Origin of the sequence: Arthrobacter sp. K5, from assembly GCF_040448525.1 — a bacterium.
In the GTDB taxonomy this organism is placed as follows: Bacteria; Actinomycetota; Actinomycetes; order Actinomycetales; family Micrococcaceae; genus Arthrobacter; species Arthrobacter globiformis.
Genome location: NZ_CP159279.1, coordinates 4,631,548 through 4,644,751, shown reverse-complemented (window position 1 = coordinate 4,644,751; position 13,204 = coordinate 4,631,548). Strand labels below are relative to the sequence as shown.

The following is a 13,204-nucleotide window of genomic DNA, read 5'->3' as shown; positions in this document are numbered from 1 at the left end:
ATGACCAAAAGCGCCGACACGCACTGCCCTTACTGCGCCCTGCAGTGCGCCATGACGCTCAAGTCCCCAGCGGCCACGGCCGCAACGGGCCTGACCCCGGCTGACCAGCCGGGGTCAAGCCCCGTGCCGGCCGCGCCCGCCCTCGAGGTCAGCGGCCGCGACTTCCCCACCAACCGCGGCGGCCTCTGCCGCAAGGGGTGGACGTCCGCGTCGCTGCTGCAGCACCCCGGACGCGTCACCGAGCCCATGTTCAAGGGGCCCGACGGCGTCTTCCGCCCCATCTCCTGGGACGAGGCCCTGGGCCGCGTCACCACAGCCGTCAAGGACGCCCGCGCCAAGTACGGCGCGGATTCCGTCGGCGTCTTCGGTGGCGGCGGCCTCACCAACGAAAAGGCCTACCAGCTGGGCAAGTTTGCCCGCCTCGCCCTCGGCACCTCCCGGATCGACTACAACGGCCGGTTCTGCATGTCGTCGGCGGCCGCCGCCGGCATGCGCGCCTTCGGCCTGGACCGGGGACTCCCGTTCCCCCTTGAGTCGCTGGACATGGCCAGCACCATCCTGATGCTCGGCTCCAACGTCGCCGAGACCATGCCGCCCTTCGTCCAGCACCTGCAGGGCGTCCGTGACGCCGGCGGCTTCATCGTCGTGGACCCGAGGCGTTCCGCCACCGCCGCGTTTACCTCCGACGGCGGCGGCATCCACCTGCAGCCCCTTCCGGGCACCGACCTCACGCTGCTGCTGGGCATCTCCCATGTGGTGATCCACGAAGGCCTGCTCGACGCCGAATACATCCAGGCACGCACCACCGGTTTTGACGCCGTGGTCCGGTCCGTCAACGCCTACTGGCCGGAACGGGTCCAGTCCATCACCGGCGTTCCCGCCGAGCTCATCCGTGAGACGGCCCGGCGGCTGGCCAGCGGCGCACGCAGGGGCGGCAGCTACATCCTGACCGGACGCGGCGTGGAGCAGCACGTGGACGGCACGGACACCGCCACGGCGGCCATCAACCTCAGCCTTCTGCTGGGCCTGCCCGGCAGCACCCGCAGCGGCTACGGCACACTCACTGGCCAGGGCAACGGCCAGGGCGGCCGCGAGCACGGCCAGAAGGCCGACCAGCTGCCCGGCTACCGCAAGATCACCGATCCCGCCGCCCGGGCACACATGGCGAAGGTCTGGAACGTCCCCGAGTCGCTCATCCCCGGCCCCGGCCTGCCGGCCGTGCAGCTGCTCAAATCACTGGGACAGCCCGACGGCGTCCGCTGCCTTTTCGTGCATGCCTCCAACATCGCCGTCGCCTCACCGGACGCCAACGCTGTCATCCGCGGGCTCCGCAGCCTGGATTTCCTGGTGGTTTGCGACTTCTTCATGTCCGAGACCGCAGCCGAGGCCGACCTCGTCCTGCCAGTGCTGCAGTGGGCCGAGGAGGAAGGCACGCTGACCAACCTCGAAGGCCGTGTCCTCCGCCGCCGGCAGGCGATCCAGCCGCCCGCCGGCGCCCGCAGCGAACTGTGGATCATGGCGCGGCTGGCCGAGGCGCTTGAGGCACCGTCCACCTACAGCGACGATCCGGAGACAGTCTTCGAGGAGCTGCGCCTGGCATCTGCCGGCGGGGCGGCCGACTACTCCGGCATCGACTACGCCATGCTGGACAGCGGCGCGGCCGCGTACTGGCCCTACCCCGCCGGCAGCACCGGAACCCCGCGCATGTTCCTGGAGGCGTTTGCCCACCCCGACGGCAAGGCGGTCATGACCCCGGTGGCGCCCCGCCGCCGTCGTACTCCCGTCGCGAACCCCGATCCGGCCGCCAAGCCCATGACCCTCATTACCGGCCGCCTGCTGGAGCACTACCAGTCGGGTGCGCAGACCCGGCGGGTGGCAGAGCTCCTGGCCTCCCAGCCCGAAGCACGGGTGCAGATCCATCCGGCCGCCGCCGCGGCCATGGGCATCACGGACGGCGCGGGGGTCTCGGTGGCCAACGAACGCGGCGAAGTGGTCTGCCGGGCCGAGCTCAGCACCGCCATCCGTCCCGAGACCGTCTTCCTGCCGTTCCACTTCCCCGAACTGGAAAGCGCGAACCGGCTGACGGAAGCGGCCACGGATCCCATTTCGGGAATGCCCGAATTCAAGTTCAACAAAGTCTGGGTCAGGCTGGCAGCGGCCACCCCGATCACCAGTGTTCTTCAGACATCGGAGGCCTCATGAGCGAGCAGATTGTAATTGTCGGATTCGGTCCGGTGGCGGCCCGGCTGGTCGACGAACTGCTGCCGGCACTGCGTGCCGGGCAGGTGGGGCTGACGGTCATCGGCCAGGAAACCGAGGCCGCCTACAACCGGGTGCTGGTGGCCGACCTTGGGGTCGGCCGCACCACGCCCGAGGCGCTGGCCCTCGCCGACGCCGCAGCACTGGTGGCCGACGGCGTGGACGTCCGGCTGGGCGTGAAGGTCCGGCGCGTGGACCGCGCCCGGCAGTCCGTCATCCTCTCCGACGGCACCTCCGCCCACTACGACCGGCTGGTCTTCGCCACCGGTTCCCGGCCCGTGATCCCCAACCTCACGGGGCTGAATCCTGACCCTGCCGCCCCCGTCCTCCCACCGGGTGTCACCGCACTCCGAGACCTCCGCGACGCCGAGGTCCTGCGCCGGGCCGTGGCAGGCCGCAAGCGCGTGGTGGTCCTGGGCGGCGGCGTGCTGGGCCTTGAGACGGCCCTCGCCGCCGCTGAAGAAGGCGCCACAGTCACGGTCGTGCACAACGGGCCCCACCCGCTGGGCCGGAATATCGACCGCGGCGGCGGCGCCGTGCTGGCGGCCAGCCTGCGCAACTGCGGCGTCCGGGTGGCGGGCAACGCCCGTTCCACGGGCGTTGAGCACAACGGTCCCGACAGCGGGTTCTCGGCACTGCTGCTCGACGACGGATCGGCGATCGACGGCGACCTGCTGGTCCTTTCCTGCGGCGTCCGCCCGCGCATTGAGCTCGCCGAGGGCTGCGGGCTCTCCACCGGAGCAGGCATCCTGGTGGACCACCGGCTGCGGGCCCACCACGAGCCGCATATCTTCGCCATCGGTGACTGCGCCGAGGTCCGCTGCCCGGATCCCGCCTGCACCGAGTGCCGCACCGCGCGGGGCCCGTCCGGCCTGGTGGGCCCGGGCTGGCGGCAGGCCGAATGGCTCGCCGAATACCTCGTGCTGCTGTCCGAGGGTTCGGTGGAGGACGCCGACTCGCTGCCCCCGCTCCCCCAGGAAAAGCCGGGCGTCATCGTGCTGAAGGCGCGCGGCATGAACATGGCCGTGGCAGGGGACAACTCCGCCGAACCCTGGGACGAGGAGGTCCTGACGGCCGGGGCCGTCAACGGCCGGCCGCGCCTGCAGATCGCGCAGTGGGCCGACCCCGAGCACGGACGCTACGTCAAGATGACCACCCGCGGCGGAGTACTGGAGGGCCTGGTCAGCGTGGGCATGCCGCGCACCGCTGGAGAGCTGGTCCAGCTGTTCGAACGCGGAGCCGAGCTGCCCGCTGACAGGTCCCTGCTGCTTCGTCTCGACGGACCGGACCAGCTCGCGTCGGCAGGCGCCTCCAACGACCCCGAAAGCACCGTGTGCCGCTGCGCCGGCGTGAGCGGAGGCAAGATTGCCGACGCCGCCGCCGGGGGCTGCTCCACGGTGGCAGAGGTTTCCGCGGCCACCCGCGCGGGCACGGGCTGCGGTGGCTGCCACGAGGACATCAGGGGGCTGATCGAGAAGCACTTTCAGGGTGCTGCCGCCTGAGGCCGCTCCCGGATGACCCGGCCTGCGTCACAGAAATCGGGCCTGCCGCGGCTGGCCGGTAGCATCGGTGGCATGAATGCCGACGACGACGACGACATCACCGACGAACTGCTGGCCGATTCCGAAAAACTCACCGGGCTGAGCCTTGAGCTCCTGGGTCTGGACCCGCACCCCGACGACATGACCGCCGAACAGCGGCTCCAGTTCGACCCCGACGACCTTGCCGAGATGGCCGCCGCCAGCCCCGGCGAGCGGGAGCGGTCCGTGCGCCAGACGCGCCTGCTCGCGGGCCTGCTGTGGAACTCGTCCAGCATCCTCATCGACCAGCTGTTCCGCGACCTTGGCAGGCTGCACGAACTGGACACCGTCACACCCGAGGCCATCGCCGGAACCTCCGTGCTGTCCTCGCTGCCCCCGCAGTTCGCTGCCAGCTATGACGCGAAGTTCACGCAGCGGTTCATCGTGGTGGCGTCGGACGTCACCGCGTCCTTTGCCCGCGGCTGGACCGCCCCCGGCTGCCTGGCCGGTGAACTCGCGGTCCACTGCCTGCTCGACCAGGCCAGGATCACCGAGGACATTTACGAACTGGACCTCCCTGAGGAGTGGCGGGCCATCGTGGAGGAAGTCCTGCTGGAGGACGCCGACTCCGAGACCCTGTACGCGGACAACGCCGGCGCAGCGGACGGCGCCAGGGAGCAGGACGCGGGAAAGCTGGACATCCGGCACTGGTTCGAGCCCTTCACGCCCGGCGACGCCGTTCCCCCGTACGCCTGCTCCTGAGCCGCCGGAATTCCTACCGTCCGCGTCCGGCTTCCGTGGCGGTGACGTTGAAGGAACCGTCCAGCTTGACTGTCGCCCGCGAGCCGTCAGCCTTCGTGATGTGCGCTTCGTAGACCGCCCCTTCAGCGTCGGTCTCAACCCGGTGGACCGTCGCGCCTGGGTTGGCCGCCAGCACTGCGTTCCTTACCCGTGTGGCGGTGCTCCCCGTCAGCAGCTGCTCGGTGATCCCGTTGGCCTGGTGGCCGCCTTTGGTTGAGTCCGTACCGGACTGGCTTCCCGTGCCGTTTGTGGACGAGGCAATGACGGGATAGCCCATGGCGAGGTACGCGCCGCCGCCCACGAGCGCCGCTATGAGGGCGGTGTTGATAGCGGCTTTTTGAACAGTGATCATGGCATGCTCCTGGCTTCCGCGGTCCGACCGTTCGGAAGAAAATCTCCGCATGGCTGACCGCTGGTGGATCGGTCTGTCGGAGCCCGGCGCCGCCAATCCCGGGGATCGACAGTCTGAATTTTACTCAGCTCTGCCGGTGGCGACTAGGAGAATGCTGCCATTCACAGGTTGCGCGGCAACACCTTAGATGTGCACGTGCAGACGCCGTGCCGCCTCGGAGATGGAGCCGCTCAGGGACGGGTACACCGTGAAGGTGCTGGCGACGTCGTCGACGTGCAGTTTCTGCTTCACCGCGATGGAGATGGCGAAGATCAGCTCCGACGCGTTGGCACCGACCACCACGCCGCCGATCACGGTGCCCGATCCCTTGCGGGCGAAGATCTTGACGAAGCCGTCCTTGACGTTGCGCATCTTGGCGCGGGCGTTGCTCTGCAGGGAGAGCTTGATGATGTCGCCCTGGTACTTGCCGGATTCGATCTCGGCCTCGGAGACGCCCACTGACGCGATCTCGGGCGACGTGAAGATGTTGGACGCCACCTGGTGCAGCTTGATGGGGGTCACCTGGTCGCCCAGGAAGTGCGCAATGGCGATCCGGCCCTGCATGGCCGCGACAGAGGCGAGCGCCAGGACGCCGGTGCAGTCGCCGGCAGCGTAGATGTTCGGGGCAGTGGTGCGGGACACGCCGTCCACCTTGATGTGGCCGCTCTCGGTCAGCGCCACGCCGGCTTCCTCCAGGCCGATGCCGGCGGTGTTGGGAATGGAGCCCACGCACACCAGGCAGTGGCTGCCGGTGACCTTGGAACCGTCACCGAGGGTGACCACCACGCCGTTTTCGGTCCGTTCCACTGTCTCCGCACGCGAACGGGACAGCACCTTCACGCCGCGGCGTTCGAAGACCTCTTCCAGCACCTCGGCGGCGTCCGTGTCGGAGCCCGGAAGCACGCGGTCGCGGCTGGAGATGAGGGTGACCTTGGAGCCCAGGCCGTTGTAGGCGGAGGCGAACTCGGCGCCGGTCACGCCGGAGCCCACCACGATCAGTTCCTCCGGCAGCTCGTCCAGGTTGTAGATCTGTGCCCAGTTCAGGATCCGTTCGCCGTCCGGCCGTGCCGTGGGCAGTTCCCGCGGGTGCGCCCCGACGGTCAGCAGGATGGCGTCAGCCTCGACGGTTTCGGTTCCGTCCGCGGTCAGGACCTCGATGGTGTGGTTGTCCACCAGCTTGCCGGAGCCGTTCAGGATGCGGACGTTCTGGTGCTCCAGGCCGGTCTGGATGTCGGCGGACTGCTGGCGGGCGAGGCCGAGCAGGCGGTCGTTGATGTGCTTGAGATCGGCGCGCATGACCGGAACGAAATCCCCGCCGTCGACGTCGAACTTGACGCCCAGCTCGCCTGCAACGCTCACCCGGGTCATCAGGTCCGCCGTCGCGATCAGCGTCTTGGACGGCACGACGTCGGTCAGCACCGCGGAGCCGCCCAGGCCGGAGCGCTCGATGATGGTGACTTGGGCTCCCAGCGAGGCGGCCACCATGGCGGCTTCATAGCCGCCCGGACCTCCGCCGAGAATTGCGATTCGGGGGGCGCTGAAATCAGGATGCATAGTCACAAACGTCTATTGTCCTGCATCCTGCGCCGGACCACCAACCGTCCGGGGCAGGCCAGCGAGCCCCAGGGGGCGCGTTTCTGCTGCCCGCACCGGCTCCGGCACGGTAGCTTGGATCGGGTGAGCACAACAGATTTCCTGGACACGGACCCCTTCGAAGCAGCGCGGACGGCCGCGGACTACATCGCGTCGGAGACCGGCGTCGAAGCACACGACACCGCCCTGGTCCTGGGCTCAGGCTGGGCCGAGGCCGCCGACCTCATCGGCGAGACCACCGCGACGCTGGCAGCCTCGGAGGTGCCCGGTTTTTCGGCTCCGGCCGTGGAGGGACACGTGGGCACGATTCGCTCCGTGCTGACCCGGGAAGGCAAGCGCGCACTGGTCCTCGGCGCCCGCACCCACTACTACGAGGGCAAGGGCGTCCGCGCCGTTGCCCACGGCGTGCGCACCGCGGCCGCCGCCGGCTGCCGGACCCTGGTGATCACCAACGGCTGCGGCGGACTCAACGAAGACTGGACCCCCGGCACCCCCGTGCTCATCAAAGATCACATCAACCTCACCGCGACGTCCCCGCTCGAAGGCGCAACCTTCGTGGACCTGACCGACCTGTACTCATCGCGGCTCCGGGACCTGGCCCGGGACGTCGACCCCTCCCTCAATGAAGGTGTCTACGCCCAGTTCACGGGCCCGCATTACGAGACGCCGGCCGAGGTGCAGTACGCCAAGCGGATCGGTGCCGACCTCGTGGGCATGTCGACGGCACTGGAGGCCATCGCCGCCCGGCACGCCGGCATGGAGGTCTTCGGCATCTCGCTGGTCACCAATCTCGCGGCCGGCATCAGCCCGACCCCGCTGAGCCATGAGGAAGTGCTCGAAGCCGGACACGCTGCCGGGCCGCGCATCTCCAAACTGCTCGCGGAAATCATTGGCCGCCTCTAGGTGCACGGCCCGGCTCCAGTGCGCTGCCCGGCTCCAGTGCGCTGCCCGGCTCTAGTCCCGCCCGTCGCTGCTGGCGCGGAGTTGGGCGAGCGAGTCGGCCCGCGCCTGCGGGAAGCGCCGCTCGAGGGACTGCGCAATGCCCGCCACGGTCTGCCGCGCCAGTTCGGTGCGCCAGGCCAGCTCCGCCTGGCGCATGGACTGCGAAATGATGCAGCTCCGGAGGTAGTCCTCCTCCGCATCCCCGCCGGGGCAGTTTGCCAGGATGCCGTCGCAGCGGAACGCCAGGTCCCGGCCTTCGATGGCCAGCACCACGTCCAGCACTGAGATGCGGTCGGCACGGCGCGCCAGCTGGAACCCTCCCCTGGGGCCGGACACGGACTGCAGGACGCCCGCCCGCACCAGGCACTGAAGCTGCTTGTTCAGGTATGCCGGCGGCAGCTTGTACAGCTCGGCCAGCCGGCCGCTGCTGATCGGTTCCCCTGCGGATGCCCACGCCAGGTTGACGCAGCAGTGGAGGGCCCACTCCACCCCCTGGTTCAGCTTCACAACCGAGACGTTACGTGTCCAGAATTTTTGCTGTCAAGCGGCGGCCCGGCCGCCACGAACCGGTCGGGTTATGACGGGTCCGCTGCCCTGTCCGGCACCGCTCCGCCGAGTTTTGACGATAGTTTGGTTTCCATGACGTCCTCCGAAGCCGATCTGCAGCTGCTCAACGACGCCCGCGCCTGGGCTGCCCAGGATCCGGATCCGCGCACCGCGGCAACGCTGATTGAACTCGTGAAACTCACCGAGGCCGGCACGGCCGCCGCCCGGCAGGACCTCGAAGACAGCTTCCGGGGAACTCTGCAATTCGGAACGGCGGGCCTGCGTGCCGCCCTGGGACCGGGGCCCAACCGGATGAACCGCGTCGTGGTCCGCCGCGCAGCGGCGGGCTTCGCCAATTTTCTGGTCCGGGCGGTGGCGGAGGCTGCGCCCGGCACACGGCCACGCGCCGTCGTCGGCTATGACGCCCGCTACAACTCGCATATCTTCGCCGCGGAGACGGCGGCGGTGCTTACCGCGGCCGGAATCGAGACGTTCCTGATGCCGGCTGCCCTGCCGACGCCGCTGTTGGCGTATGCGGTCCGGGCGCTGGAATGCGACGGCGGTGTGATGGTCACTGCCAGCCACAACCCTCCGCAGGACAACGGCTACAAGGTGTACCTCGGCCGTCATGCCGTGGAGGAAAACGGCCGGGGCGCGCAGATCGTGGCGCCGTACGATGCCCTGATCGCCACCGAAATCAGCAACGTGGGGGACCTTGCCTCGATCCCCCTGGCCCAGGACGGATGGACGGTCCTGGACGCCGGCATCGTTCAGGACTACGAGGCGGCCACGGCAGGGCTTGCCGACCGCGGACTGTTCCCGGCCCGGGACCTGAAGATCGTCCTGACACCGCTGCACGGCGTGGGCGGCACCACGGCTGTCGCCGTGCTCCGGGCAGCCGGGTTCACCGACGTGACGCTGGTCAGCGAGCAGGCCGAGCCGGACCCGGACTTCCCCACCGTCAGTTTTCCCAACCCCGAGGAACCCGGCGCCCTGGATCTGGCGCTCGGCGCGGCGATGCAGGCGGACGCGGACATTGTCCTGGCCAACGACCCGGACGCGGACCGCGCCGCGGTGGCCGCGAAGGACCCGGACACGGGTGCGTGGCGGATGCTGCGGGGCGATGAGGTGGGCGCCCTCCTGGGGGCGCATGTCGTGGCGCGGCTGGCGGCCGGGGCCGACGGCTCCGAAGCGGACGCGGGCGGCGGAGTGTTCGCCAGTTCGGTTGTTTCGTCCCGGCTGCTTGCACGCATCGCCGCGGCAGCAGGGTACGCCCACGAGGAGACGCTCACGGGGTTCAAGTGGATTTCCCGGGTGCCGGGCCTCGTCTACGGCTACGAAGAGGCGCTGGGCTACTGCGTTGCACCGGATCTGGTCCGCGACAAGGACGGACTGTCCGCCGCGGTGCTGATTGCGGAACTTGCGGCCGCGGCCAAGTCCGAGGGCAAGACGATCTTCGACACCCTGGACGAGCTGTACCTGGTCCACGGGCTCCACGCGAGTGACCAGCTGAACATCCGGGTGGGTGACCTCGGCCTGCTGGACGCCATGATGAACCGGCTGCGCGTGAACCCGCCCGAATCGTTTGGCGGTTCGGCCGTGGCGTCATTCGTTGATCTGGCCGAAGGCAGCGAACAGCTGCCCCCGACCGACGGGCTGCTCTACGTGACCCGCGACCTCAGCCGTGTGATCATCCGGCCCAGCGGCACGGAGCCGAAACTCAAGTGCTACCTCGAGGTCATCCAAAGCGTCGGCTCGGCCGCTGAGCTGCCCGAAGCCCGGCTGGCGGCCAGGGCCGCGCTGGACCAGGTGCTCACAGACGTGCGCGAGGCCCTGGGCCTGTAGATGGCCCTTGGGTTTTAGAGCTCGACCTCGATGAAGCCGTCCACGATGCGGGTGCCGTACGCGGCCAGGCGCAGGTCCTCGTTGCCGAAGCACTCGCCCGTTTCGAGGTCGTAGACCTCCTTGTGCAGCGGCGAGGCGATGGTGGGGCGGGCGCCGCGTGATCCGAGGATGCCGCGTGCCATGACGAAGGCGCCGGTGGCCGGGTCCTCCTGCGCTACGGCGAAAACCTCACCGGGGCCCGTGCGGAACAGGGCCACCTGCCGGCCGGCCACGAGTGCCGCTTCGCCCCAGGACAGTTCCAGGTCCTCCAGCGCGCAGACACGGTGCCAGCCTGCTGCATATCCGGTGGCGAGATCCTCAAGTTCCAGTGTTGCCGTCATGTCCGGCTCCTCTCCCTTTGCGTGCTTTCCGGCGGCGGGCCGGTTCTGCAAGACGTGAAATTGCGTCTGCTGTAGCCGCCGCTGCGGCCGTATACCAAAGCTAGGGTGATGGTGTTTCGACGGGGTGCAGTCAATGTGTCGGGAACGTAAAAGACACCTCACATGGCCCGAAACAATCCCGTGATGCAGAAGTTAAGTTCACGAAACAATTGGGAAACTGAAGCGAAACTGCGCCTCCCTAGTCTGGATGGACAAGCTGCAGAGCACCGTCTGCGGCCCAGCGAAAGGCCCACAGTGACCGAACAGACTTCAACCTCATCGACTCCGCGCCGCATCGTGGTCGCCGGCGGCGGCCCAGCAGCCCACCGTTTTGCGGACGCAATGCATGCCCGCGGCCTCGATGGCTGGCATGTCACGGTCCTCACTGAGGAAGCCCACCTCCCCTACGACCGCGTTGCGCTCTCCAAGGCCCTCACCGACATGGACTACGACCTCACCCTGGGTGAGGCCGCCATGTGGGACCACGCCAACGTGGAGCTTAAGACCGGCGAGCGCGTAGTCAAGATCAATGCCGAAGCCAAGACGGTGGAAACCGCTGCCGGCAACACCTATGAATACGACGAACTGGTGGTTGCAACCGGTTCTAATGCAGCCCGCCTGCCCATCCCCGGCGCCGAGCTCACGCACGTGTACCGCACGCTTGAAGACGTCTGGGCCATTAACAAGGCCATCGCCGAGCTCACGGAAAAGCTCGGCCGCAAGGTCAACGCCGTCACCATCGGTGGCGGCCTCCTCGGCCTCGAGTCCGCCGCCGGCACCGAGCAGCTCGGCGCCAACCCGATCGTCATCGACGGTTCGCAGTGGCTGATGGCCACGCAGCTCGACGAAGGAGCGGGCCAGGCAATGGGCCGTCTCATCAAAGCCAAGGGCTTTGAAGTCCACGGCGGCGTCTTCCCCTCAGAAGTCCTGTCCGACGGCGAGGGCCAGGTCACGGGCGTCCTCATGGCCGACGGCCGCATTATCGAAGCCGACATGGTGATCGTCGCCATCGGCGTCCGGCCCCGCGACGAACTCTTCCGCGCCCCCGAGGGCCAAGAGCAAGTCTTCTCGCTGGGCCAGCGCGGCGGCGTGGTCATCAACGACTACTGCGCCACCGAAGTACCGGGCATCTGGGCCATTGGTGAAGTAGCCAACTTCGGCGGCATGTGCCTGGGCCTGGTTGCGCCCGCCAACACCATGGCAGAGATCGTGGCCGACCGTCTGCACGGCGGGGACGCCACCTTCCCCGGTTTCGACACCGCCACCAAGCTCAAGCTGTCCGGTGTGGATGTAGCCAGCTTCGGCGACGCCTTCGCCAAGACCGAGCACGCCCTCGAAATCGTCTACGCAGACCCCGCCCGCGGCGTCTACCAGAAGATCGTCACCACGGACGACGCCAAGACCCTCCTGGGCGGCATCTTCGTGGGCGACGCCTCACCGTACATGAGCCTTCGCCCGCTGCTGGGCCGCGAACTTCCTGCCGAACCCGGTGCGTTCCTCAGCGCCGCCGGCGGCGGCGACGCCCCCGAGACCGAGCTGCCGGACGACGCCACCCTGTGCTCCTGCAACAACGTCACGGCAGGAACCATCCGCGACGCCATCAACGGCTGCGGCGCCTGCGACGGCAACGCCCCCGTCCAGGAACTTGGCGAACTCAAGGGCTGCACCCGCGCCGGAACCCAGTGCGGTTCCTGCGTGCCGATGCTCAAGAAGCTGCTGGAAACCGAACTGACCAAGTCCGGCGTCGAGGTTTCGAAGGCCCTGTGCGAGCACATCGAGCTGTCCCGCCAGGAACTGTTCGACGCCATCCGCGTCCTGGAACTGACCTCCTTCGAAGAGATCATGGCCAAGTACGGCACCGGCGCAGGCTGCGACATCTGCAAGCCGACCATCGCCAACATCCTGGCCAGCCAGAACAGCGCCTACGTCCTGGATGCCGGCCGCGGCACCCTGCAGGACACCAACGACCGTGCGCTGGCCAACATGCAGAAGGACGGCACGTATTCGGTGGTCCCCCGCATCGCCGGCGGCGAGATCACCCCGAAGAAGCTCGGCGTCATCGCCGCCGTCGCCGAAAAGTACAACCTGTACACCAAGATCACCGGCGGCCAGCGCATCGACATGTTCGGTGCCCGGCTGGAGCAGCTCCCTGAAATCTGGAAGGAACTGGTGGACGCCGGCTTCGAATCCGGCCAGGCGTACGGCAAGAGCCTGCGAACCGTGAAGTCCTGCGTCGGATCCACCTGGTGCCGCTTCGGCGTCCAGGACTCGGTGGCCATGGCCATCCAGCTCGAGCTCCGCTACCGCGGCCTCCGCAGCCCGCACAAGCTCAAGATGGGCGTCTCCGGCTGCGCCCGCGAGTGTGCCGAGGCCCGCGGCAAGGATGTGGGCGTGATCGCCACCGCGGACGGCTGGAACCTGTATGTCGGCGGCAACGGCGGCGCCACCCCGGCCCACGCCCAGCTGCTGGCCAAGGACCTGGACGACGAGACGCTGATCAAGTACATCGACCGCTACTTCATGTACTACATCCGCACCGCCGACCGCCTGCAGCGCACTGCCCGCTGGCAGGAGGAGCTCGACGGCGGCATCAAGCACGTCGAGGACGTCGTGGTACACGACACCCTGGGCATCGCCGAGGACCTCGAGGCAGCCATGGCCAAGCACGTCGACACCTACATCGACGAGTGGGCCGACACCCTGAAGGACCCCGAGCGCCTCCGCCGGTTCCGCTCCTTCGTGAACGCCCCCGACCAGAAGGACGATTCCATCACCTTCGTCCCGGACGAGCGCGGCCAGATGCGCCCGGCAACGGCAGAGGAAAAAGGCAAGGTGCTGATCGGGGCCGCCATCCCCCTGCGGCCCCGCGATGAGAACGAGGTATAGGC

The 13,204-nt window shown here is 68.5% G+C and carries 10 protein-coding genes; 6 read left to right on the top strand and 4 right to left on the bottom strand.

Annotated elements, in window-relative coordinates; all coding sequences use genetic code 11:
• From ABRP34_RS21140 to ABRP34_RS21130, 3 genes are all read left to right on the top strand, one after another.
• A complete protein-coding gene (locus tag ABRP34_RS21140) occupies nt 1-2,202 on the top strand; it encodes a molybdopterin oxidoreductase family protein (RefSeq protein ID WP_353711670.1) in 2,202 nt (733 codons plus the stop codon).
• Nucleotides 2,199-3,761, top strand: a complete 1,563-nt coding sequence (locus ABRP34_RS21135; RefSeq protein WP_353711669.1) for an FAD-dependent oxidoreductase — start codon at nt 2,199-2,201, stop codon at nt 3,759-3,761. The genes ABRP34_RS21140 and ABRP34_RS21135 overlap by 4 nt, the downstream gene beginning before the upstream one ends.
• 72 nt (nt 3,762-3,833) lie before the next feature.
• Nucleotides 3,834-4,541, top strand: coding sequence for a hypothetical protein (locus ABRP34_RS21130; RefSeq protein WP_353711668.1), 708 nt, complete (start codon nt 3,834-3,836; stop codon nt 4,539-4,541).
• A gap of 13 nt (nt 4,542-4,554) precedes the next feature.
• On the opposite strand, the gene ABRP34_RS21125 is transcribed toward ABRP34_RS21130, so the two are convergent.
• Together ABRP34_RS21125 and ABRP34_RS21120 are read right to left on the bottom strand one after the other, a co-directional pair.
• Nucleotides 4,555-4,932: a hypothetical protein gene (locus ABRP34_RS21125; RefSeq protein WP_003801943.1), complete on the bottom strand. Its 378-nt coding sequence runs from the start codon at nt 4,930-4,932 to the stop codon at nt 4,555-4,557.
• Nucleotides 4,933-5,115: 183 nt separating this feature from the next.
• On the bottom strand, nt 5,116-6,531 hold the full coding sequence (locus ABRP34_RS21120) for an NAD(P)H-quinone dehydrogenase (protein WP_353711667.1): 1,416 nt from the start codon (nt 6,529-6,531) through the stop codon (nt 5,116-5,118).
• A gap of 117 nt (nt 6,532-6,648) precedes the next feature.
• Here ABRP34_RS21120 and ABRP34_RS21115 point away from each other — a divergent pair, with 117 nt between their 5' ends.
• On the top strand, nt 6,649-7,467 hold the full coding sequence (locus tag ABRP34_RS21115; protein ID WP_353711666.1) for a purine-nucleoside phosphorylase: 819 nt from the start codon (nt 6,649-6,651) through the stop codon (nt 7,465-7,467).
• Between the two features lie 51 nt (nt 7,468-7,518).
• Here the strand turns inward: ABRP34_RS21115 and ABRP34_RS21110 are convergent, their stop codons facing one another.
• Nucleotides 7,519-8,013: an Rrf2 family transcriptional regulator gene (locus ABRP34_RS21110; RefSeq protein WP_353711665.1), complete on the bottom strand. Its 495-nt coding sequence runs from the start codon at nt 8,011-8,013 to the stop codon at nt 7,519-7,521.
• 132 nt (nt 8,014-8,145) lie between these two features.
• On the opposite strand from ABRP34_RS21110, the gene ABRP34_RS21105 reads away from it, so the two are divergent.
• Nucleotides 8,146-9,897: a phospho-sugar mutase gene (locus tag ABRP34_RS21105; protein WP_353711664.1), complete on the top strand. Its 1,752-nt coding sequence runs from the start codon at nt 8,146-8,148 to the stop codon at nt 9,895-9,897.
• A gap of 14 nt (nt 9,898-9,911) precedes the next feature.
• Here ABRP34_RS21105 and nirD read toward each other — a convergent pair whose 3' ends face one another.
• Complete coding sequence (nirD, locus tag ABRP34_RS21100) at nt 9,912-10,277, bottom strand: nitrite reductase small subunit NirD (protein ID WP_353711663.1); 366 nt, start codon at nt 10,275-10,277, stop codon at nt 9,912-9,914.
• Nucleotides 10,278-10,571: 294 nt separating this feature from the next.
• Between nirD and nirB the strand changes: the two genes are divergently transcribed.
• Nucleotides 10,572-13,202, top strand: a complete 2,631-nt coding sequence (nirB, locus tag ABRP34_RS21095; protein ID WP_353711662.1) for a nitrite reductase large subunit NirB — start codon at nt 10,572-10,574, stop codon at nt 13,200-13,202.
• Nucleotides 13,203-13,204: the final 2 nt, after the last annotated feature.